General features: G+C 60.3%; 18 protein-coding genes and 2 tRNA genes. 7 read left to right on the forward strand and 13 right to left on the reverse strand.

Translation table 11 applies throughout. The annotated features are described in order from the left end of the window. Positions 1 to 270: 270 nt before the first annotated feature. The 7 genes from pth to R6254_RS08795 form a co-directional block, all read right to left on the reverse strand. Entirely contained in the window at positions 271 to 900 is a 630-nt protein-coding gene (pth, locus tag R6254_RS08765; protein WP_318406099.1) for an aminoacyl-tRNA hydrolase, read from the reverse strand. A gap of 158 nt (positions 901 to 1,058) precedes the next feature. Further along, positions 1,059 to 1,739 (reverse strand): 50S ribosomal protein L25/general stress protein Ctc, encoded by a 681-nt coding sequence (locus R6254_RS08770; protein ID WP_318406100.1) that lies wholly within the window; start codon positions 1,737 to 1,739, stop codon positions 1,059 to 1,061. Between the two features lie 88 nt (positions 1,740 to 1,827). Next, entirely contained in the window at positions 1,828 to 2,805 is a 978-nt protein-coding gene (locus R6254_RS08775) for a ribose-phosphate pyrophosphokinase (RefSeq protein ID WP_318406101.1), read from the reverse strand. A 256-nt stretch (positions 2,806 to 3,061) separates the two neighbouring features. Further along, positions 3,062 to 3,138 (reverse strand) — tRNA-Gln (locus R6254_RS08780). A gap of 109 nt (positions 3,139 to 3,247) precedes the next feature. Beyond that, the gene (gene ispE / locus R6254_RS08785; protein WP_318406666.1) at positions 3,248 to 4,102 is read right to left on the reverse strand and encodes a 4-(cytidine 5'-diphospho)-2-C-methyl-D-erythritol kinase; all 855 of its coding nucleotides are present in this window, start codon (positions 4,100 to 4,102) and stop codon (positions 3,248 to 3,250) included. A 35-nt stretch (positions 4,103 to 4,137) separates the two neighbouring features. After that, positions 4,138 to 4,656, reverse strand: a complete 519-nt coding sequence (locus tag R6254_RS08790) for a lipoprotein insertase outer membrane protein LolB (protein ID WP_318406102.1) — start codon at positions 4,654 to 4,656, stop codon at positions 4,138 to 4,140. A 6-nt stretch (positions 4,657 to 4,662) separates the two neighbouring features. Then, a complete protein-coding gene (locus R6254_RS08795) occupies positions 4,663 to 6,435 on the reverse strand; it encodes a tetratricopeptide repeat protein (RefSeq protein WP_318406103.1) in 1,773 nt (590 codons plus the stop codon). A gap of 61 nt (positions 6,436 to 6,496) precedes the next feature. On the opposite strand from R6254_RS08795, the gene mutM reads away from it, so the two are divergent. The 3 genes from mutM (at position 6,497) to mutY (ending at position 10,501) form a co-directional block, all read left to right on the forward strand. Beyond that, positions 6,497 to 7,312, forward strand: coding sequence for a bifunctional DNA-formamidopyrimidine glycosylase/DNA-(apurinic or apyrimidinic site) lyase (mutM, locus tag R6254_RS08800; RefSeq protein WP_318406105.1), 816 nt, complete (start codon positions 6,497 to 6,499; stop codon positions 7,310 to 7,312). A 74-nt stretch (positions 7,313 to 7,386) separates the two neighbouring features. After that, positions 7,387 to 9,366, forward strand: coding sequence for a dynamin family protein (locus tag R6254_RS08805; protein ID WP_318406107.1), 1,980 nt, complete (start codon positions 7,387 to 7,389; stop codon positions 9,364 to 9,366). Between the two features lie 7 nt (positions 9,367 to 9,373). Further along, entirely contained in the window at positions 9,374 to 10,501 is a 1,128-nt protein-coding gene (mutY, locus tag R6254_RS08810; protein WP_412103140.1) for an A/G-specific adenine glycosylase, read from the forward strand. Positions 10,502 to 10,581: 80 nt separating this feature from the next. On the opposite strand, the gene rapZ is transcribed toward mutY, so the two are convergent. Genes rapZ through R6254_RS08825 form a run of 3 tightly spaced genes read right to left on the reverse strand, consistent with a single transcriptional unit; the run spans position 10,582 to position 14,020 of the window. Further along, positions 10,582 to 11,508: an RNase adapter RapZ gene (rapZ, locus tag R6254_RS08815; RefSeq protein WP_318406109.1), complete on the reverse strand. Its 927-nt coding sequence runs from the start codon at positions 11,506 to 11,508 to the stop codon at positions 10,582 to 10,584. Next, entirely contained in the window at positions 11,505 to 13,148 is a 1,644-nt protein-coding gene (gene recN, locus R6254_RS08820; RefSeq protein WP_318406111.1) for a DNA repair protein RecN, read from the reverse strand. The genes rapZ and recN overlap by 4 nt, the downstream gene beginning before the upstream one ends. Next, positions 13,145 to 14,020, reverse strand: a complete 876-nt coding sequence (locus tag R6254_RS08825; protein WP_318406112.1) for an NAD kinase — start codon at positions 14,018 to 14,020, stop codon at positions 13,145 to 13,147. Before R6254_RS08825 ends, recN begins: the two co-directional genes overlap by 4 nt. 48 nt (positions 14,021 to 14,068) lie before the next feature. Between R6254_RS08825 and hrcA the strand changes: the two genes are divergently transcribed. Together hrcA and R6254_RS08835 are read left to right on the forward strand one after the other, a co-directional pair. Further along, the gene (gene hrcA / locus R6254_RS08830) at positions 14,069 to 15,088 is read left to right on the forward strand and encodes a heat-inducible transcriptional repressor HrcA (protein ID WP_318406114.1); all 1,020 of its coding nucleotides are present in this window, start codon (positions 14,069 to 14,071) and stop codon (positions 15,086 to 15,088) included. A 26-nt stretch (positions 15,089 to 15,114) separates the two neighbouring features. Then, positions 15,115 to 15,191, forward strand: a tRNA-Ile gene (locus R6254_RS08835). A gap of 70 nt (positions 15,192 to 15,261) precedes the next feature. On the opposite strand, the gene R6254_RS08840 is transcribed toward R6254_RS08835, so the two are convergent. Together R6254_RS08840 and R6254_RS08845 are read right to left on the reverse strand one after the other, a co-directional pair. Beyond that, on the reverse strand, positions 15,262 to 15,486 hold the full coding sequence (locus R6254_RS08840) for a hypothetical protein (RefSeq protein WP_318406116.1): 225 nt from the start codon (positions 15,484 to 15,486) through the stop codon (positions 15,262 to 15,264). A gap of 46 nt (positions 15,487 to 15,532) precedes the next feature. Next, positions 15,533 to 16,228: a FadR/GntR family transcriptional regulator gene (locus R6254_RS08845; RefSeq protein WP_318406118.1), complete on the reverse strand. Its 696-nt coding sequence runs from the start codon at positions 16,226 to 16,228 to the stop codon at positions 15,533 to 15,535. A gap of 212 nt (positions 16,229 to 16,440) precedes the next feature. Between R6254_RS08845 and R6254_RS08850 the strand changes: the two genes are divergently transcribed. Together R6254_RS08850 and R6254_RS08855 are read left to right on the forward strand one after the other, a co-directional pair. Then, positions 16,441 to 17,322: a fumarylacetoacetate hydrolase family protein gene (locus tag R6254_RS08850; protein ID WP_318406120.1), complete on the forward strand. Its 882-nt coding sequence runs from the start codon at positions 16,441 to 16,443 to the stop codon at positions 17,320 to 17,322. 86 nt (positions 17,323 to 17,408) lie between these two features. Next, positions 17,409 to 18,392, forward strand: coding sequence for a Bug family tripartite tricarboxylate transporter substrate binding protein (locus tag R6254_RS08855; protein ID WP_318406121.1), 984 nt, complete (start codon positions 17,409 to 17,411; stop codon positions 18,390 to 18,392). Positions 18,393 to 18,821: 429 nt separating this feature from the next. Here the strand turns inward: R6254_RS08855 and R6254_RS08860 are convergent, their stop codons facing one another. Continuing rightward, complete coding sequence (locus R6254_RS08860; RefSeq protein ID WP_318406122.1) at positions 18,822 to 19,055, reverse strand: M20/M25/M40 family metallo-hydrolase; 234 nt, start codon at positions 19,053 to 19,055, stop codon at positions 18,822 to 18,824. Between the last annotated feature and the right edge of the window lie 238 nt (positions 19,056 to 19,293).

Consider the following 19,293-nt stretch of genomic DNA (forward strand, 5'->3'; position numbering starts at 1 on the left):
ACGGGAACGGAATGGGGCCCTGCCGAGCGGTTCGTATCTGGGGTCGCATTGAACAAGCAATGCATCAAGCCCGTCTGTAGATGTGCAGTCTGTTCCCGTTGCCTCGCACCATCAATTTCACGATAAAGCAAGAAAACCGTCACCAAGGAAAACTTATCACGAACAATGCTTGACTACGTGGGAAGTCCCTGTAAGGGGTTAGGGGTGGGAGTGGGGAGTTCGTCCTACTGTTTCACGCAAGCCACAGGCGCAGCGTGACGCCTCTAGCCTTTAATCGTTCTCGGCAGCACTCGGCACATCTGGCTTGCGCGGTGGCTTGGGCCGCGGCGGTGCACTGGTATGGATCAGCATTGTGGCTTTTTCCATTTCGCCGGCCAGCAACGCCGGCACGGCCTTGAGCGATCGGGCGATGCTGTCTTCAATCGCCACGCGGTGTTCTTGCGAGGGTTTTTTCAGCACCCAGTTGATCACCTCGGACTTCACGCCCGGATGGCCCACGCCGATGCGCAGCCGCCAGTAGTCGCCGGTGCCGAGCTGGGCATGGATGTCGCGCAGGCCGTTGTGGCCGGCGTGGCTGCCGCCGAACTTGAGTTTGGCCTGGCCGGGAATGATGTCGAGTTCGTCGTGGGCGACCAGGATTTCGTTGGGCGCGATCTTGAAAAAACGCGCCAGGGCGGCGACGGATTTGCCCGACACATTCATGAAGGTCAGAGGCTCGAGCAGCCAGATGGTTTGGCCGTTGATCGTTGTACGGGCCACACGGCCATGGTAATTTTTATCCAGCGCGGGCGACACCTTGAGTTCGCGTGCGAGGGCGTCTGTCCACCAGAAACCGGCGTTGTGGCGGGTGGCTTCGTATTCGGGGCCCGGGTTGCCCAAGCCAACAAAGAGTTTGATCATGCGGTGTGGTGAGAAAGGAGTGCGGGGCTGGCGTTGTGCGCCCCGCCACCGGGATTATCGGTGCAGCAGATGGCCGGCCTCAAGAAAAACGGCCCTTGGCCTCCGGGGAGGACAAGGGCCGCTGACCTTTTCAGGCCAATGCCACAGGGTATGTGGAATTATTTCTTGGCAGCAGGCTTGGCGGCGGCCGCTTTTTCCTTGCCTGCGGCAGCCTTGGCGGCCTTGGGATCCACAGGTGCTGCGGCTGCAGCAGCTGCGGCCGCATCGGCTTCGGCTTCGGCCGAGACGGCAGAAACAGACACCAGCACGGGGTTTTCCTGGCCCTTGGCCACGAACTTCACGCCCTTGGGCAATGTGATGTCCTTGACGTGCAGCGAGCTACCCTTTTTCAGGCCGGTCAAATCAACGGCGATGAATTCAGGGATGTCTTTCGGCAGGCAGGAGATGTTCAGCTCGGTCACCACGTGGTTGACCAGGCAGCCTTCGGCCTTGACGGCTGGGGACTCTTCTTCACCGCTGAAGTGCAGTGGCACTTTCATGGTCAGACGGGTCTTGGCATCAACACGCTGGAAGTCGATGTGCAGAATCAGTTGGCGGAACGGGTGCATTTGCAGATCACGCAGCAACACTTTTTCAGTCTTGCCACCGAGTTCCATATCGAGGATGGAAGCGTGGAACGCTTCTTTCTTGATGGCGTGCCAGAGTGCGTTGTGATCGATTTCGATCAGCGTCGGCTCAGCGGTGCCACCATAAACGATACCGGGCGTGCGGCCCGTGATGCGGAGACGGCGGCTCGCACCCGTGCCCAGCTTTGCGCGCTCAAAAGCGACGAAGTTCATACTATTTCTCCAAAAGAGGTGGGCCGCGACCAGCTCACCCCGACATTAAAAGGCCGCATCAAGATGCAGCCGGCTTTTTTGTTTCAGATCAGAACAGGTTGTCCTGGTCCGAGAACAAACTCATGACCGACTCACCGCTGGCAATACGCTGGATTGTTTCGGCAATCAGCGGGGCCACGGAGAGTTGGCGAATTTTTTTGCATTCTTGAGCGCTCTGGCTCAGCGGAATGGTGTTGGTGATCACAACTTCGTCGAGGGCGTCGCCCTGGGCGATACGTTCGATCGCCGGACCCGAAAAAATCGGGTGTGTGCAATAGGCGTAAACTTTTTTGGCGCCGCGCTCTTTCAGCACTTCAGCGGCTTTGACCAGCGTGCCGGCGGTGTCGATCATGTCGTCCATGATCACGCAGTTGCGGCCGTCGATGTCGCCAATGACGTGCATCACTTCAGACACATTGGCCTTGGGCCGGCGCTTGTCGATGATGGCCATGTCGCAGCCCAGCTGCTTGGCCAGTGCACGGGCGCGCACCACACCGCCAACGTCGGGCGAAACCACCATCAGGTCGTTGTAGTTCTTCTGGCGCAGATCGCCCAGCAGCACCGGCGAGGCGTAAATATTGTCCACGGGGATGTCGAAAAAGCCCTGGATCTGGTCGGCGTGCAAGTCCATGGTCAGGACACGCGAAACACCCACGGCTTGCAGCATGTTGGCCACAACCTTGGCGCTGATGGGCACACGGGCCGAGCGCGGGCGGCGGTCCTGGCGGGCATAACCGAAATAGGGGATCACGGCGGAGATGCGTTCGGCGGAAGCACGTTTGAGTGCGTCCACCATGATCAGCAGCTCCATCAGGTTTTCGTTGGTGGGCGCGCAGGTGGACTGCACCACAAACACATCGCGCGCACGCACGTTTTGCTGAATCTCGACCGTGACTTCGCCGTCGGAAAAACGGCCTACATGGGCTGCACCCAGCGAAATGCCCAGATGTTGGGCAATTTCAGAAGCCATGCCGGGATTGGCATTGCCGGTGAACAGCATGAAGTCGGGGTGGTGCGTCGTTTGCATGTGGGGCCCAGCGGATGTCTAGGAGGGGATCGTGGCTGAAGAAAGTAGGAAGGCAAAAACCGCATCGAACACAGGCGCTTTGTACCCATTCCATGTCGACGCGGCTTGAAGCGCGGGTTTCGGGTGACACATCCATTGTGTGTGGATGGTACGAAAACCCGAAGCCGTTAGCTGAAGTCAATCAACAGTGCAGCGAGCACGGACCCTTTGTATCAGGGCCTAAAAGCACGGCCTCCCCACGGGAGACCGAAAATTTTGGCAGGGGTGGAAGGAGTCGAACCTGCGAATGCCGGAATCAAAATCCGGTGCCTTAACCAACTTGGCGACACCCCTACACAGGTCAGTTGTCAATATTTGCTGATGGTCATAAATGACAATCAGCAGCTACCAACAACCAACCCTTTAATCGTTGTTTCTGAAAACAAATTCAATGACCGTTATTTTACCAAGCGGCCAGAGGATGTGCCTCCAGGTTGTTGCATTTCCTGATCTTCCAGTCGCTTGGAGCAACTGCAAGTTCCACGTCGTGCAACATATGCGCAAAAACAGCACTTCCTGAGCCTGTCATGCGACCTTGTAAATTCTGCATGGAGAGCCAATCAAGTGATTGACCAACCTGCGGACACAAGGTCTGCGCGACTGACTGCAAGTCGTTGCGGCCGAATCCGTAAATCGAGCCATTTGAGTGTGCAGCAAAGCCTACGATTGTAGCAGTAACTGAATCGCGTTTTAAGCTCGGCGAACGAAAAATCGCATCGGTGGCTAAACCGGCAGGTGGTTTGACCACGACAAAACGTGCGGGAGGCAGTAGCAGCGGTGTGATTTTTTCGCCCACACCTTCGACCCAGGCGTTGCCACCACTGAGGAAAAACGGCACGTCGGCGCCCAGGCTGAGGGCGATGGCTTGCAGTTGTGCTGGAGGCAGTTTCACGCCCCACAAACGTTGCAGGGCCAGCAGGCAACTCGCGGCGTCAGAGGAGCCGCCGCCCATGCCGGCCTGCGAAGGAATACGTTTTTCAAGCCCGATGTGGACGCCCAGCGGGGTGCTGCAGGCTTTTTGCAGCGCGCGGGCGGCGCGTACTACCAAGTCTTCGGCGGGTAGAACTTCGCTGGCCTCGGTGCCCAGATCGGCGCGGCTGATCTGGCCGTCGCTGCGCAGCTCGAAATGCAGGGTGTCGCACCAGTCGATCAGCATGAACACCGACTGCAGCAAGTGGTAGCCATCGTCGCGGCGACCGTTGATGTGCAAAAACAGATTGAGTTTGGCCGGCGCGGCAACGTCGTAAATCGCCTTCAGCGGTGCGGCGCGCAAGATTTCGGTCAGCTTCATGGTCACTGTGCCAGCACGATGCGCAGGTCGGTGCGCGGTTGTGGCTGGGTCCGGCTGGCTGAAATTTTTCCCTCGGGCTGTTGCGACAGGTCGGCGCTCCAGCCGTTCAGAGCGGTGTTTTTGCCGCCCAGCCAGTCAAACAGCGCCTGCAACGGCACTGCCGCACCGGTGGCTTTTTCAATCAGTTCATCGACCGAGGCAAAACGCTGGACTTGGCCGCCGGAATGCAGCACGGCTTCCCCTGGCGACCAGCGCAGCACGGCCAGGCTGGTGCCCAGCGGACTGTTGAGCATCAGCTCGCCCTGTACGGGGGTGCCGCGGAGTTCAAAGCCGGCAAAAAAAGCTTGCGGCGGTTCGCTTTGCACCTGCAGGCTGATACGTCCTGTCCAGCTTGAGGCATCTGCATCATTTTGGCTTGTAGCCCCTGTAGGGTGGGCGCAACCAGCTATAAAAATAGTAGCAAAGAGAAGCGGTGCAATCAGGGCGAAAAAACGTCGCAAAAAAATCGTCAAGGCAGCCACTCCGGATTACAGCTTGACGCGCAGGCGTTTAATAGTTGCGCGCAGCGTTTCGTTGCCCGGATCCATCAGCTGGCCTTCTTTCCAGATCGCCACGGCCTTGTCGTGTTGACCCATGCTCCACAAAACCTCGCCAAAATGTGCGGCGATTTCCGGGTCGGGTTTTGTTTTGTAGGCAGCTTGAAAAATTTTCAAGGATTCAGCCTTGTTGCCCAGCCGGAATTCGACCCAGCCCAGGCTGTCCTGGATGAAGGGATCGGCTGGCGCATATTCCAGCGCTTTCTGTATCAGTTGTTTGGCTTCGGGCAGGCGAATATTGCGTTCGGCCAGCGAGTAGCCCAGCGCGTTGTAAGCATGGTGGTAGTCGGGCTTGCGCTGGATCAGCTGGCGCAGCAGGCGCTCCATGTCGGTCAGGGCGCCGAGTTTTTCGGCCATCATGGCCTGGTCGTAAAGCAGCTCGGGCTCCTCGGGGAACTGGGTGACGGCCTGCGCGAGCAGGTCGTAAGCACCCTGGTAGGCCTTTTGCTCGCGCAGCAGGCCTGCTTCCGCCATTAGTTTGATACGTGCGTCCTCGGGCTTGCGCTCGGGCAGTTGCCGGATCAACTGGCGGGCTTCGGCCAGCTTGCCCTGTTTGGCCAACAGCGAGGCGCGCCGCGTTTGCGCCTGGACCAGATCCTGGGAATTGGAGATTTTGCTCAACCAGGTTTCCGCCCCGGCATAGTCCTGGCGTTTTTCCGCCAGTTGCGCCAGCGACAAATAGGCCTGGGACAGGCCGCGGCTGGTTTGTTCAGCAGTTTCGGTGGGTTGCGCCAGTTCGACATAACGCAGCAGGGAGGTTTGCGCCACATCAAGCTTGTTGTCCTGCAACTGCAGCGAGCCCAGGACCAGCCAGGCTTCGGGGTGGTCGGGTTTGTCGCGGGTGACCACTTGCAATTGCGCTGTGGCTTCGGCGTAACGCTGGTCATCGATCAGTTCGCGTGCGTAGCCCATGCGAATTTCCGGCAGGACTTTGGGATTGCCCTCCATGTATTTTTGAACCAGAATTTCAGCGCGCGGCATCTTGGGGTCCATCAGCTCCAGCCCCAACTGGGCCGGGCCTTCGGAGGCCGGGTCCATGGCCTGCGCACGTTCAGCGGCGGCCAGCGCACCTGTAGGGTCATCGGCCAGCAGCCGCATGCGGCCTACGCTGGTCCAGGCGACAGCGCCGGTGGCGGGGGCGGCCAGCTGCTCGGCCAGGGCTTGTTCAAGCACGCCGGCGGCCAGTTTTTTGTCGGAGGCCCGGGCGAACAGTCGGGGCAGGGTGGCAATGGCCTGGGAACGTTCGTCCAGCGGCGACAGTTGCAACTCTGTTTTTATCGGCTCCACGGTTTCGGTGATGCGGTTCAGCGCCACCAGGATTTGCAGCAGATAACGATTGGCCTCCCGCGACGCCGGCAGCGCCTGGCGCCAGGCCTGCACCGCCTGCAGCGCGGCGTCGCCGGAGCGTGATTGCAAGGCGACGTCGGCCGCACGCTGGTATAGCTGGGCGTCGCCGGTTTTTCGCGCGGCGTCCAGGATCAGCGCATAACCGGTGGCCGGTTGATCTTCACGTACATTGATTTCACCAAGCAGCAATTCATAGAACAAGGCGCCATCCAGGCGGGACGGCGGCGGTGGGGGGAGGGCTTGTTCCTCGGTGGGGGCTTGCGGTCGGGCGGCGTCCGGCGCGGCGGGGGCCGGCTGGGCCAACACGGCTGGCAGGGCCAGGCAAAGCGTACCGAAAACAAAGAGAAGCTGTTTCATCGAACCATGATAATTCAAGCACCCTGCCTCTGCGGAGCGTCTTTACCAATTGCCCAGAACCATGCCTGAATTACCTGAAGTTGAAGTGACCCGCCTGAGTTTTGCCGACCGCATCGCCGGGGCCAAAATCATCGCCCTGCACATGGGCAAGCCGCTGCGCTGGCCCTTGGGTTGCGACAGCGCGCAACTGGTGGGGCATACCGTGCTGCAGGTGCGCCGGCGTGGCAAATACCTGTTGCTAGACACCACGGGCGGCCTGTTGCTGATTCATCTGGGCATGTCCGGCAGCCTGGGTTTTGGCGAGGCCTTGCCGCCCCTGGGCAAACATGACCATTTTGAGATGTTAACCACGGTGGGCAGCCTGCGTCTGCACGACCCGCGCCGGTTTGGCGCGGTGGTGTATGCGCCTGATGAAGACGATGCCGTGGCCCGCAAGCTGCTTGGGCGCCTGGGGGTGGAGCCGCTGACGGACGACTTTGAGGCGCTGGCTTTTCACCAGGCCTTGCAGCGCAGGCAAACCGCGATCAAACAGGTGTTGATGGCCGGCGAGATTGTGGTTGGTGTCGGCAATATCTACGCCTCCGAGGCCTTGTTCATGGCCGGGATCCGGCCCACGGTGCGGGCCGCGCGCCTGAGCAAGCCGCGCGCCGCCAGACTGCACGCGGCGATTCGCGAGGTGTTGTCACAAGCGCTTACAAAAGGCGGCAGCACCTTGAAGGATTTTTCCAATGCCCAGGGTGAAAGCGGGCACTTCCAGCTGGACGCCATGGTTTACGACCGCGCCGGCTTGCCCTGCAAGGTCTGTGCTGCGCCTATCCGGCTCATGCGGCAAGGGCAGCGCTCCACTTTTTTCTGTGTCAACTGCCAGAAACCCTGAAAAACGCCCCCAGCCCTTGATGGCCGGTTCGGGGGCGCGATGCTATATTGATTGACCTATGTCTACAGTCCACCATGTCTTTTAACGAACAATTTGACCAGCACGGCACCTGGCGGCGTGAATTCGCCTTGCGCCTCAAGTTGTTGTCCGAATGGCTGAAAGACCATGACCTGCTCAACGCCGCCGTTGAAGAGCGTTTGCTCCGGCTGGAGTCGCAGGTGCGTTCGGACAAGGTCATGGTGGCTTTTGTCGCCGAATTTTCCCGCGGCAAATCCGAACTCATCAACGCCATCTTTTTCGCCGGTTACGGCAGGCGCATCATGCCGGCCAGCGCCGGCCGCACCACCATGTGTCCGACCGAACTTGGTTATGACGCAGAGGTGCCGCCTTGCCTGCGTTTGCTGCCCATCGAGACCCGGCTGAAAAGCCAGGCGCTGATGGAATGGCGCATGGTCCCGGAAAAATGGACTCGCGTCGACCTGGATGTGAACGACCCGGTGCAACTCGCACAGGCCCTGGAAAAAGTCGCCGAGGTCCGCCACGTGACCCGCGAAGAAGCCATTGCCCTGGGTTTCTGGCACGACGACACCCCGGACGACAACCCGAGGGTGGGTGCGGACGGCTTGATAGAAGTCCCCAAATGGCGTCATGCACTGATCAATATTGCGCACCCGCTGCTCAAACAAGGCCTGGTTATCCTCGACACGCCGGGGCTGAACGCGATTGGCGCCGAGCCGGAACTGACGGTCAGCCTGATTCCGCAAGCCCATGCGGTGGTGTTTATCCTGGCGGCCGATACCGGCGTGACCAAGTCTGACCTCGCGATCTGGCGTGAACACCTGATCACCGACGACAATGATGCGCGCCTGGTGGTGCTCAACAAAATCGACACCTTGTGGGACGCGTTGAGCACGCCCGAACAAATCCAGGCCCAGATAGACCGGCAGCGGGCGACCTCTGCCGACATTCTCGGACTGCCTATGGCGCAGGTGATTCCGGTGTCGGCCCAAAAAGGCCTGGTGGCCAAAGTCACCGGCGACGACAAGCTGCTGCAGGCCAGCTGCCTGCCCGGGCTGGAACTGGCGCTGGCACAAGGTGTCATGGGCCAGCGGCAGAAAATTTTGCGCTCGGCGGTGGCCGGCGGCATGGTCGAGTTGCGTGCCGAGGCCGGCCGCGTGCTCCATATCCGGCGCCGCGACCTGGCCGAACAGATGATTGAGCTGCGTGGCCTGCGCGGCAAAAACACCTCGGTGATCAAACACATGCGCTCGCGCATCGAGCAGGAGCAGGCCGAGTTCAACACCAGCGGCGCCAAGATACAGGCGGTACGCTCCATTCACCTGAAACTGCTCCGGGAAGTTTTCAATCTGCTGGGCACGCCTACGCTCAAAACCGAGCTGGTCCAGCTGACCGCGATGCTCAAACAGCCAGGCATCAAGCTGGGTGTGAAAAAGGCCTATGGCCAGACTTTTGCGCGGCTGCAGGAAAGTTTGCAAAAAGCCCAAAACACCAGCGCGGAAATCCAGCACATGTTGGCCGGATCGTTCAAGCAACTCAACGCCGAATTCGGTTTTTCCCTGCAGGCGCCCAAAGAGCCCGAGATGGGCCGTTTCCTGCAGGATCTGGCGCAGATCGAGCGCAGCCATTTGCAATACCTGGGTGTGGCCAACATCCTCAAGCTGGCCCAGCCTGATTTTTCCGAACGCCTGGTGCGCGCGTTGGCCACCCGGCTGCGTGTGGTTTACGAATCGGCGCTGGGCGAGGTTGAACTCTGGAACAAGTCGGCCGCCTCGCAGTTAGATGCCCAACTGAAAGAGCGCAGGCGCAACTTCGGCCGCCGCCTGGAGGCGATTGAGCGTATCCAGCAAGCCGCCACCGGCCTGGATGAACGCATTGACGAAATTGATCGCCACGAACGTGCGATCAATGCGCTGGACGGCAAACTCGGTGAATTGACGGCCCAACTGACCGGCGCCCCGGCAGACGAGCAGGTCACGCTGGTCCGGCCTGCGGCTGCTGCCGCCGAGGTCACCGCCATCACCCTGGCCGCCTGAGCGCGGTATGGTGTTGACACTCACGTCAGGCGCGGACCTGTCCTTGTTATCTCCCGATCTGGCGGAGGCCGAGTCGGCCGCCGTGATCGCGGCGCTGAGCCCGGCTTTTGCCACCCAGGTTGTGCGTTGGCAAAAAAGCCATGGCCGCAACAGCCTGCCCTGGCAAAACACACGTGATCCCTACCGTGTCTGGTTGTCGGAAATCATGCTGCAGCAAACCCAGGTGGTGACGGTGCTGGACTATTACACCCGCTTCCTGCAGCGTTTCCCGACGGTGGCGGATCTGGCCGCGGCGCCCGCCGACGATGTGCTGGGTTTGTGGAGCGGCCTGGGTTATTACAGCCGGGCCAGAAACCTGCACCGCTGTGCACAAGACGTGGTGCGTCTGCACGGCGGCCAGTTTCCGCAAACCGCCGAACTGCTGCAAACCCTCCCCGGCATCGGGCCGTCGACGGCGGCGGCGGTGGCCTCTTTTTGTTACTCCGAACGCGTGGCGATTCTGGACGGCAACGTCAAACGTGTGTTGACACGCGTGACCGGTTTTGCGGGCGACCTCGCCTCCAGCGCCCAGGAGCGTGCCTTGTGGGCCATGGCCACGGCGCTGCTGCCGCGCCGCAACCTGGCCGAGGCCATGCCGCGTTACACCCAGGGTGTCATGGACCTGGGCGCCACGATTTGCACGACACGCCAGCCCTCGTGTCTGCTGTGCCCGGTGCAATCCCTGTGCCGGGGCCTGGCCGGTGGCACGCCTGAACGTTTCCCGGTCAAAACGCGCAAACTCAAACGCAGTGCGCAATCGCTGAGCCTGTTGTGGGCGCAGCGCGCCGATGGCGCAATCTGGCTGGAACGCCGGCCGGTGTCCGGCATCTGGGGCGGGCTGTATTGTTTTCCGGTGTTTCACAGCGAAGATGACTTGCTGGCGACCTTGCCGACCGCGCAGCAGGTGCGACTGGAAGCGATCAAACCTTTTGTGCATGTGTTGACACACAAGGACTTGCGCCTTTCACCCATGTTGCTGGTGCTTTCGGCGCGTGAGGCCAAAGCCGCCCGTTTGCCGGGTGAGGGCGCTTGGTTCACGCACGAGGCCTGGACCGGTCTGGGCTTGCCCGCACCGATTCGAAAACTGCTGGATTAGGTTGTAGCCGGCTGGAGTGACCTTTTCTTAAGAGAAATATGCCTCTAGCCCTTATGTAGCGGGCGCAAGCAGCTATTGAATCAGGAGCGTTTCCCCGCTGACTCGGGTGCGGACGGTACGGCGTCCAGCTCGCGGTGGCGCTTGAGGGTGACCCAATGCGCGCTAAAGGCCTGGGCCAACCGCTCGACCAGGTAGACCGAGCGGTGCTGGCCGCCGGTGCAGCCAATGGCCACGGTCACGTAGCTGCGGTGGTCGCGCAGCAAGACCTTCAGCCAGTGGCTGATGAATTGTTCGATGTGATTAAACATGTCATCGACCTCGGCATGGCCCTGCAGGTAGGCGGCCACGGCGGCATCCTTGCCGGTCAGTTGGCGCAGGCCTGACTCGTAATGCGGATTCGGCAACATACGCACGTCAAACACATAGTCGGCGTCGACAGGCACGCCGCGTTTGAAGGCAAACGATTCAAACACCAGGGTCAACTGGGTAGCCGGCGAAGAGATCAGCGCTTTCACATAAGCCTGCAGCTGCGAGGAGCGGATCATGCTGCTGTCGATGACATGGGCGTTTTCGCGCAGCTCGCCCAGCAGCTCGCGTTCTTCGTTGATCGCATCCACCAGGGCACGCTGCTGGTCCGATGCATCACGGCGCGACAGCGGGTGCAAGCGCCGGGTTTCGGAAAAGCGTCGCACCAGGGTGTCGGTGCTGGCATCGAGAAAAATCGACTGCACGGTCACGCCTTGCGCCCGCATTTGCTTGAGATACTGCGGGACCTGCGGCAGTGCGGTGGCGCTGCGCACGTCCATCGCGATCGCCACCTTGCGTGAGGCGTGCGTTTTTTCCAGCGCGACAAAGGCCAGCAGCAGCTCGGGCGGCAGGTTGTCCACGCAGTAATAGCCTGTGTCTTCCAGCGCATGTAAGGCGACCGATTTTCCGGAGCCCGACATGCCGGTGATCAGCACCATGTCCAGGGTCGGTGCCGGGGCGGGAGGGGTGACGGTTTTCATTGCCCCAGCATCTCCTTGGCATGGGCCAGCGTGGTGCCCGAGAGTTTTTCGCCGCCCAGCATACGCGCCACCTCGGCGACACGTTGTTCGCTGTGCACCGGCTCGACGGTGCTGGCGGTCTGGCCCTTGTCGGTGCGTTTGGCCACCATCAGGTGCTGGTCGGCGCAGGCCGCGACTTGGGGCAGGTGGGTGACGGCCATGACCTGGCGGTCCTTGCCCAGCTGTTTCATCAGACGGCCCACGGTTTCTGCGACGGCCCCGCCCACGCCGGAATCGACCTCGTCAAAAATCAGGGTCTGCGCCTGGCCGAGTTGGCTGGTGGTCACCGCGATGGCCAGTGCAATGCGCGACAACTCGCCGCCCGAAGCGACCTTGCCCACCGGGCGTGGTGTGCTGCCGCTGTGGCCGGCAACCAGGAATTCGGCTTGTTCCAGGCCATGTTGCGCCGGTTGATCGAGTGTGGCCAGCGCCACTTCAAATTTGCCGCCCTGCATGCCCAGGCCTTGCATGGCCTGGGTGATGGCCTTGGCCAGCAAGGGTGCGGCTTTGCTGCGCGCCTTGGAGACGATACGCGCTTCATCCATATAAGCCGCCTTGGCGGACTGCTCGGTTTTTTCCAGGCCCAGCAGGTCGGCTGCCGCATCGAGTTTTTGCAACTCGCTGCGCCAGGACGCCAGCAACTCGGGCAACTCGGCCGGTGTGCGTTTGTAGCGGCGCGCCAGGCTGACCCAAAGCGCCAGGCGTCCATCCAGCTCGGCCAGGCGCTGCGGCTCCAGCTCGGCATGGCGCGCGTAACCATGTAAGGAATGCACAGCGTCTTCGACTTGCGCCAGGGCGCTGCTCAACACCTCGGTCAGCCCTTTGAATTCAGGCTCGATATGCGCCTGGTTTTGTAGCGAGCTGAGGGCGCGACCTATCAGGGCGGTCGCGTTGTCATCGGACTCCTGCAGGGCATCGACCGCGGTTTGTACGGCGTCGCGCAGGGCCTGCACATTGGACAGGCGGCTGTGTTGGGTGTTGAGTTCGTCCCACTCGTCGTTGCCGGGCGCCAGCTTGTCGAGCTCGCCGATTTGCCAGGCCAGGCGTTCACGCTCACGCTGCAGGCTGTCCTGTGCTTCACGCGCCTCGGTCAGCGCCTTGTACGCGTTGCGCCAGCTTTGCCATTGCAAAAGTATGGCCTGGGTCGAGAGGCCGGCGTAGGCGTCGAGCAAACCCCGCACCGCATCGGGCCGGGTCAGGCTTTGCCAGGCATGTTGTCCGTGGATGTCGACCAGCAGGTCGGCGATCTCGCGTAATTGTGTCGCGGTGGCCGGGCTGCCATTGATCCAGGCCCGGCTTTTGCCCTGAATGTCGACGGTGCGGCGCAGCAGCAACTCCTCATCGGCCGCAAAACCGGCCAGGTCCAGCCAGGGGGCCAGTGTGGCGGGTGTATCAAAGGTGGCGCTGATCTCGCAGCGCTGTGCGCCCTCGCGCACCACGCCGGCATCGGCACGTGCGCCCAGCGCCAGTTGCAGCGCATCTATCAGTATCGATTTGCCGGCGCCGGTTTCGCCGGTGAGGACGGTGAAACCGTCTTCCAGGTCCAGCGCAAGTTCGTGGACGATGACAAAGTCGCGCAGGGAGATGTTTTTCAGGCTCATGCCACCCCTTCATTCCAGTGGAGTTTTTTACGCAGGGTATCGAAGTAGCTCCAGCCCTTGGGATGCAAAAAGCACATCTGGAACTCCGAACGCCTGACGGTGATGCGGTCGCCATGCAGCAAGGTGGCCAGCGACTGCATGTCGAAATTGGCACTGGCATCGCGGCCGGCGACGATTTCGACCGTGATCTCGCCGGCGTCGGACAAGACGATGGGCCGGTTCGACAAGGTATGCGGCGCAATCGGCACCAGCACCCAGCCGGCAATCGACGGGTGTATCAAGGGGCCGCCGGCCGACAAGGCATACGCGGTGGAGCCGGTTGGCGACGCAATGATCAGGCCGTCGGCGCGCTGGTTGGCGACAAAACGGCCATCGACCTCGACCCGCAGCTCCACCATGCCGGCGGTGGCACCACGGTTGACGACCACATCGTTCATGGCCGTGGCGTTGAAGACGCAGCGGCCGTCACGCATGACCTGGGCCTGCATCATCCAGCGCCTGTCTTCCTCGAACTCGCCGCGCAGCATGGGGCCTAGCGCCGCCTGAAAATCTTCAAAAGCAATATCGGTGATAAAACCCAGCCGCCCCTGGTTGATGCCCACCATGGGCACGCCAAACTGTGCCAGTTGCCGGCCTATGCCCAGCATGGTGCCGTCGCCGCCGACCACCAGCGCGAGGTCGCAATGTTTGCCCACACCGGCCACATTGAGCACCGGGTACTGCGTCAGGCCGGTGTTGCTGGCGGTTTCCTCTTCCAGGGCCACCTCGCAGCCCTGCGTGTGCAAAAAGCTGGCAATTTCTTCCAGCGCGGAGCGTGAACCCTGCGCGTGGTACTTCCCAATGAGAGCGACGTGGCGAAATTGCGATTTCATCTTCAAATTACATCACAACATGCGACCCAAGCTTCGTAGAATGTCCCCATGCTTGATGAACGTGCCCGCCTGTTGTTAAAAGCGCTTGTGGAGCGCTACATCGCCGACGGCCAGCCGGTCGGCTCGCGCACCCTGTCCAGGGCCTCCGGCATGGACCTGTCGCCGGCCACCATACGCAACGTCATGAGCGATCTGGAAGAGCTGGGTCTGATCGTCAGCCCGCATACCTCGGCCGGCCGGATACCGACGGCTCGTGGTTACCGCCTCTTTGTCGACACCATGCTGACGATGCAGCGGGACCAGTTTTCGGTCGGCGGGCCGCTGGCCGCGCCGCGCCTGGCGCCGGACCAGCCGCAAAAAGTGTTCAGCAACGCCGCCAACATCCTGTCCAGCCTGTCGCAGTTTGTCGGTGTTGTGATGGCCCCGCGCCGTACCTCGGTGTTTCGCCACATCGAATTTTTACGCCTGTCTGAAAAGCGTTTTCTGGTCATCATCGTGTCGCCCGATGGCGATGTGCAAAACCGTGTCATCTTCACCGAGACCGATTACACCCAGACCCAACTCGTCGAAGCGTCCAATTTTCTCAACTCGCATTACGCGGGCATGGCCATCGAGGAAGTCCGCGAGCGCCTGCAGCACGAAGTCGAAGCCCTACGCGGCGAAATCGCCAGCCTGATGCAGGCGGCTGTGCAGGTCAGCTCTGAAGCCATTGAATCGCGCGACGAGGTGGTGGTGTCGGGGGAACGCAATCTGCTGGCTGTCAGCGATTTTTCGGGCGATATGGGTAATCTACGCAAATTGTTTGACCTGTTCGAGCAAAAAGCCCAGTTGATGCGCCTGCTTGATGTCTCCAGCCGCGCCGAAGGCGTGCGTATCTATATCGGCGGCGAAAGCCAGGTTGTGCCTTATCAGGAACTGTCGGTGGTGACCGCGCCTTACGAGGTGGACGGCCAGGTGGTAGGTACCTTGGGCGTCATTGGCCCCATGCGTATGCCTTATGAAAAAATGATTCAAATCGTCGACATTACAGCCAAGATGGTGAGCAGCGCGCTGAGTCACAGCAAGTAGCACCGTACAATCTGTTTTGGCGACGTGGGGCGTTAGCTCAGTTGGTTAGAGCAGAGGACTCATAATCCTTTGGTCCACGGTTCAAGTCCGTGACGCCCTACCACCTTGATGGTGTGCAAAATCAAGGACTTACGAGAGTAAGTCCTTTTTTTGTTTCTGGGTTTTGGTGCAATTTATGCCAAATTTATGCCAATTCCCGTGCAAGCGAGTGCCTTCGATTGCCTCTTGGACATTAGCGCGAGCAGTAATTCCAGCCCCACCAACAAGGCTGCTTTGTTGGTCTCGTCTTTGCGCGCAGGAACATCGACGCCGTTGGTCTCAAGTTGCTTGGCCAGATCGTCTGCGTCCTTGATGATTTTTTGCGGATCACAGTTGAGTTGAATGGCGATCAGCCTCATCGGCGGCCTCTCCCTGGCGATGCCCAGGTAGCGACCAACAGGAAAGTCAAGAACCCAGCAGATTCCGCCTGACATGCAGCAGGTGGTCCCTGGTGCAGGTTACAGCACGCACCAGGTCACGGTCTGTCAATGCACTCACCAGTTGGCGATGTTCCGCCTGGTATGACAGACGCCGTTCCGGCGTCAGGCTGTGGCGTTTGAGTGCGCCCCAGTCGTCCTGATCTCGGGCCCGATTGATCAATTGAAAGACATGGGTGACGAGGGAGTTGTGAGCGGCCAGCGCAATGGTCTCGTGAAGTTTTCCGTCCCAAACTTCGAACTCCTCCATGCTTTCGGCCGCCTCGGCCTTGTCGCAGCAAAGTGCCATTTTTGCAAAGTCGCTCTGGGAGGCGTTGCGAATGATCATCTCCACGATGCTCGGCTCAATGGCAAACCTGAATTCCATCAGCTCGGCGGGACTCACGCTGCCCGGGATGCTTACCAGTGCCGCGGTGACACCGGCCGCAGGATCAGGCGTCAAAGCTTGCGCTTGAAATTCCCTGCTGACATAGGTGCCGCTTCCCACGGTTTGGGTGATGAATCCGGCCACTTTCAGCTGCGCCAGGACCCGACGCACCGTTGATCTGCCGATGTTGAAGGACTCGCTGAGATGTCGCTCCGTATCGATTCGATGCCCCGGACCCCATTCGCCTGAGTTGAGCTTGCCCAGGATTGCGTCCTTCAGTACCGCCGCGTTGTCCATTGTTGTTCCCTTGAATCCCAAATCATAACAAAGGGATCAACTTGGCGGTCACCAATAAGCCCAATTTGAACCAATGTATTTGGAGGTGTGTGCGATTTTTAGGGGAGAGTTACAAGAAAAATCGTTAAAAACATTAAATAATGCCTTTATTGGTTCTAGAATTAACCCAATCAAGACATATTGGGTTGTTTTGATGAACCAATTGGAGTGTTATGAAAATCGGACGTGTTTCTTATCAGGGTCGTGTGCGCATGGTATTGGTCGATGAGGCCAGCAGCAAGGTCACCATTATTGGCGGCAGCTTTGCCCAGCATCTGAACCCGGTGCAAGCCGTGATCGAGCGCCGCATCACCGCGGCAGAATTGAACCTGCTCAAGGAAGGCGAAGCCGGCTTCGCCGACGTCACCTTCCTGTCGCCCATCTCGGTGCCCGTGCGCAACATCTTCGCTGTTGGCAAGAACTACACCGAGCACGCAGCTGAATTTGACAAGAGCGGTTTCAACGCTACCAGCGGTGCAGCTGCCGTGCCCGCGTTTCCGCAAATCTTCACCAAGGCCACGACCTCGCTGGCCGGCCCGACAGACGACATCCGTTTCGACCCTGCGCACACCACATCCGTTGACTATGAGGGCGAGATTGGTGTTGTGATCGGTGCCGAATGCCGGAATGTTTCGCCAGCCGACGCGCTCGGCAAGGTGTTCGGCTTTGTCGCGATCAACGACGTGACGGCACGCGACCTGCAGAAGAACCATGCGCAGTGGTTCCTCGGCAAGTCGCTGGACACCTTCTGTCCGGTTGGCCCCTGGATATCGACCTCGGACGAGTCGACCATCGATTCGCTCAAGGTTCAGACCTGGGTTAACGGCGAGCTGCGCCAGACCGGCGTGCTGAGCGACCTGATCTTCAACGTGCCAACCCTGATCGCGACCCTGTCGAAGGCGATGACGCTGCTCCCCGGCGACATCATCGCGACCGGCACGCCAGTAGGCGTCGGCATCGGCTTCACACCGCCGAAGTTCCTGAAGGACGGCGATCTGGTTCGCGTCGCGGTGACTGGCCTCGGCGAGTTGAACAACCGCGTCCGCGCCGTGTGATGACACTGGCACGCCGCATGGCGTGCCTTGCGCAGCACTTGCGTTCTGCGCCTTCAAGCAAATGATTGAATAACGGGGACAACTTTATGAACTACTCAAGCAAGACCTGGGTGCTGGTCGGCGTTGCCGTGAATGCGCTTTTCACAGCGTTGCCGGGTATGGCGCAAGAGGCTTACCCCAACAAGGCCATCACCATGGTCGTGCCCTTCCCACCGGGGGGTGCCGCCGACATCGTCGCGCGGCCCATCGCAGAGGCCATGAGTCGTTACCTGAAGCAACCCGTGGTGATCGAGAACAAGGCCGGTGCCGGCGGTGGCATTGGCATGTCGCAGGTCGCCAAGGCCAAGCCCGATGGCTACAGCGTGTTGATGGCCTTGTCGTCCATCGTGGTGTTGCCCGAAGCCGATGTCGTGCTCAAGCGCCCGCCTATGTTCACCTTGTCGCAGCTGAAGCCCATCGCGCGCTTCACGGCCGATCCGGTCGTGCTGGTGGTGAATGCCAGCAGCCCCTGGAAGGACTTCAAGCAGTTCAGCGCGGCCGCCAAGGCCAAGCCCGGCAACTACACCTTCGGCTCCTCGGGAAACTACGGGACCATGCACGTGCCCGTCGAACAAATGAAGGCGGCCACCAATACCTCCGTGTTGCACATTCCGTACACGGGCGCAGGGCCGGCTGTGGTCGCACTTCTGGGTGGTCAAGTCGATCTCCTCGCCACGGGCCCTTCTACGGTCGCCAGTCATATCCAGGCGGGAAAACTGAGAGCCTTGGCGCAATGGGGTGAGGGACGTCTTCCGACGCTTCCGGGCGTTCCCAGCCTGAAGGAACTCGGCATTCCCGTGACCTACTCCCAGTGGACAGGGCTTTTTGTGCCGGCTTCGACACCCGATGCCGTGGTGGCCAAGCTCCGGGAAGCCGCAAAATTTGCAGCCAGCGATGCACGTGCTGTGCAATCTTTGCAAACCGCCGGAACCTATGTGCAGTACCAGGACACCCCAGAATTCGCAAAATTCGTGACCCAGGACGCGGCCGTCATGGCGAAGGTGGTTCAGCGAATTGGCAAGGTCGAGTAGTCCTCTCTGTTGTAGCGGCGCCGCCCGTGTCTCGGTGCAGGTAGCCTGGAGAAACGGGGTGCCGCCGGGCTCCCTGTCTGGCGCTACGCTGCGTTAGTGGGTTTTAGTCAGCGCCTCGCGGAATCCTTTTGCGCGCTCGTCCACCGTTTAGGACAAGGTGCCGAATCCTTCGACGAGGAATACCCGGTGATCATCAAGTAAACGGAGGCGCTGGCGCGGCGTCCCCATGGCGGCAGCCGCAACATGACGGGGCGGACTCGGGCGCCCATGCGCTTCACGTTGGTTCACGCGCTGCGCATGTCTAGATCAAGAACTGCTCGGCTACGCGACTCCAGAAAGCCGCGCCCACCGTGAGATTCGCGTCATCAAAGTCATAGCTCGGGTTGTGCAGCCCTCGGCCACCTTCGGACGGCCCATTGCCGATGCGAATTAACGCGCCGGGCAAGCCTGCAGCATGTAGGCGAAGTCTTCGCTACCCATCATGCGCGGAAATTCGGTTGTCACGTGGTCCTTGCCAACCAGCTCGGTCGCCACGCTTGCCGCCAGCGCCACGGCATCGGCTGCATTCTCGACAACCGGATAACCCTCTACATAGTTGATCTCGGCCTTGGCGCCGAATCCCTGCACTGCCGGGCCTTCACAGCCTACTTTGTATATTTTCATGTGCATAAGTCGCCAAGAGCTGCCTCGGAACAATTGCGGAACACCCATCATGTTTGTCCCATTTACCAAAACTACGCTAAGTTACCGTCAACAAACTACTTTCTGCTTTTATTGGATGCGGTGCCGTTCATCAGCCTGTACTAAGCCTCCACTTTTAGCGGGAGCTCATAATCCTTTGGTCGAGTGTTTGAGCTACTCACGTACTACCACCCATAAAGTAGGCTATAATTCGAGGCTT

The sequence above is a fragment of the Polaromonas potterensis genome (assembly GCF_033446725.1).
GTDB lineage: Bacteria > Pseudomonadota > Gammaproteobacteria > Burkholderiales > Burkholderiaceae_C > Polaromonas.

Bases quoted from the DNA above. Each gene is read 5' to 3' on its own strand.
- R6254_RS08860 (WP_318406122.1), bottom strand. From the start codon at position 19,055: ATGAAAATATACAAAGTAGGCTGTGAAGGCCCGGCAGTGCAGGGATTC.
- R6254_RS08855 (WP_318406121.1), top strand. From the start codon at position 17,409: ATGAACTACTCAAGCAAGACCTGGGTGCTGGTCGGCGTTGCCGTGAAT.
- recN (WP_318406111.1), bottom strand. From the start codon at position 13,148: ATGAGCCTGAAAAACATCTCCCTGCGCGACTTTGTCATCGTCCACGAA.
- mutY (WP_412103140.1), top strand. From the start codon at position 9,374: ATGGTGTTGACACTCACGTCAGGCGCGGACCTGTCCTTGTTATCTCCC.
- R6254_RS08850 (WP_318406120.1), top strand. From the start codon at position 16,441: ATGAAAATCGGACGTGTTTCTTATCAGGGTCGTGTGCGCATGGTATTG.
- R6254_RS08845 (WP_318406118.1), bottom strand. From the start codon at position 16,228: ATGGACAACGCGGCGGTACTGAAGGACGCAATCCTGGGCAAGCTCAAC.
- pth (WP_318406099.1), bottom strand. From the start codon at position 900: ATGATCAAACTCTTTGTTGGCTTGGGCAACCCGGGCCCCGAATACGAA.
- hrcA (WP_318406114.1), top strand. From the start codon at position 14,069: ATGCTTGATGAACGTGCCCGCCTGTTGTTAAAAGCGCTTGTGGAGCGC.
- R6254_RS08770 (WP_318406100.1), bottom strand. From the start codon at position 1,739: ATGAACTTCGTCGCTTTTGAGCGCGCAAAGCTGGGCACGGGTGCGAGC.
- R6254_RS08775 (WP_318406101.1), bottom strand. From the start codon at position 2,805: ATGCAAACGACGCACCACCCCGACTTCATGCTGTTCACCGGCAATGCC.
- R6254_RS08795 (WP_318406103.1), bottom strand. From the start codon at position 6,435: ATGAAACAGCTTCTCTTTGTTTTCGGTACGCTTTGCCTGGCCCTGCCA.
- mutM (WP_318406105.1), top strand. From the start codon at position 6,497: ATGCCTGAATTACCTGAAGTTGAAGTGACCCGCCTGAGTTTTGCCGAC.
- rapZ (WP_318406109.1), bottom strand. From the start codon at position 11,508: ATGAAAACCGTCACCCCTCCCGCCCCGGCACCGACCCTGGACATGGTG.
- R6254_RS08805 (WP_318406107.1), top strand. From the start codon at position 7,387: ATGTCTTTTAACGAACAATTTGACCAGCACGGCACCTGGCGGCGTGAA.
- R6254_RS08840 (WP_318406116.1), bottom strand. From the start codon at position 15,486: ATGAGGCTGATCGCCATTCAACTCAACTGTGATCCGCAAAAAATCATC.
- R6254_RS08825 (WP_318406112.1), bottom strand. From the start codon at position 14,020: ATGAAATCGCAATTTCGCCACGTCGCTCTCATTGGGAAGTACCACGCG.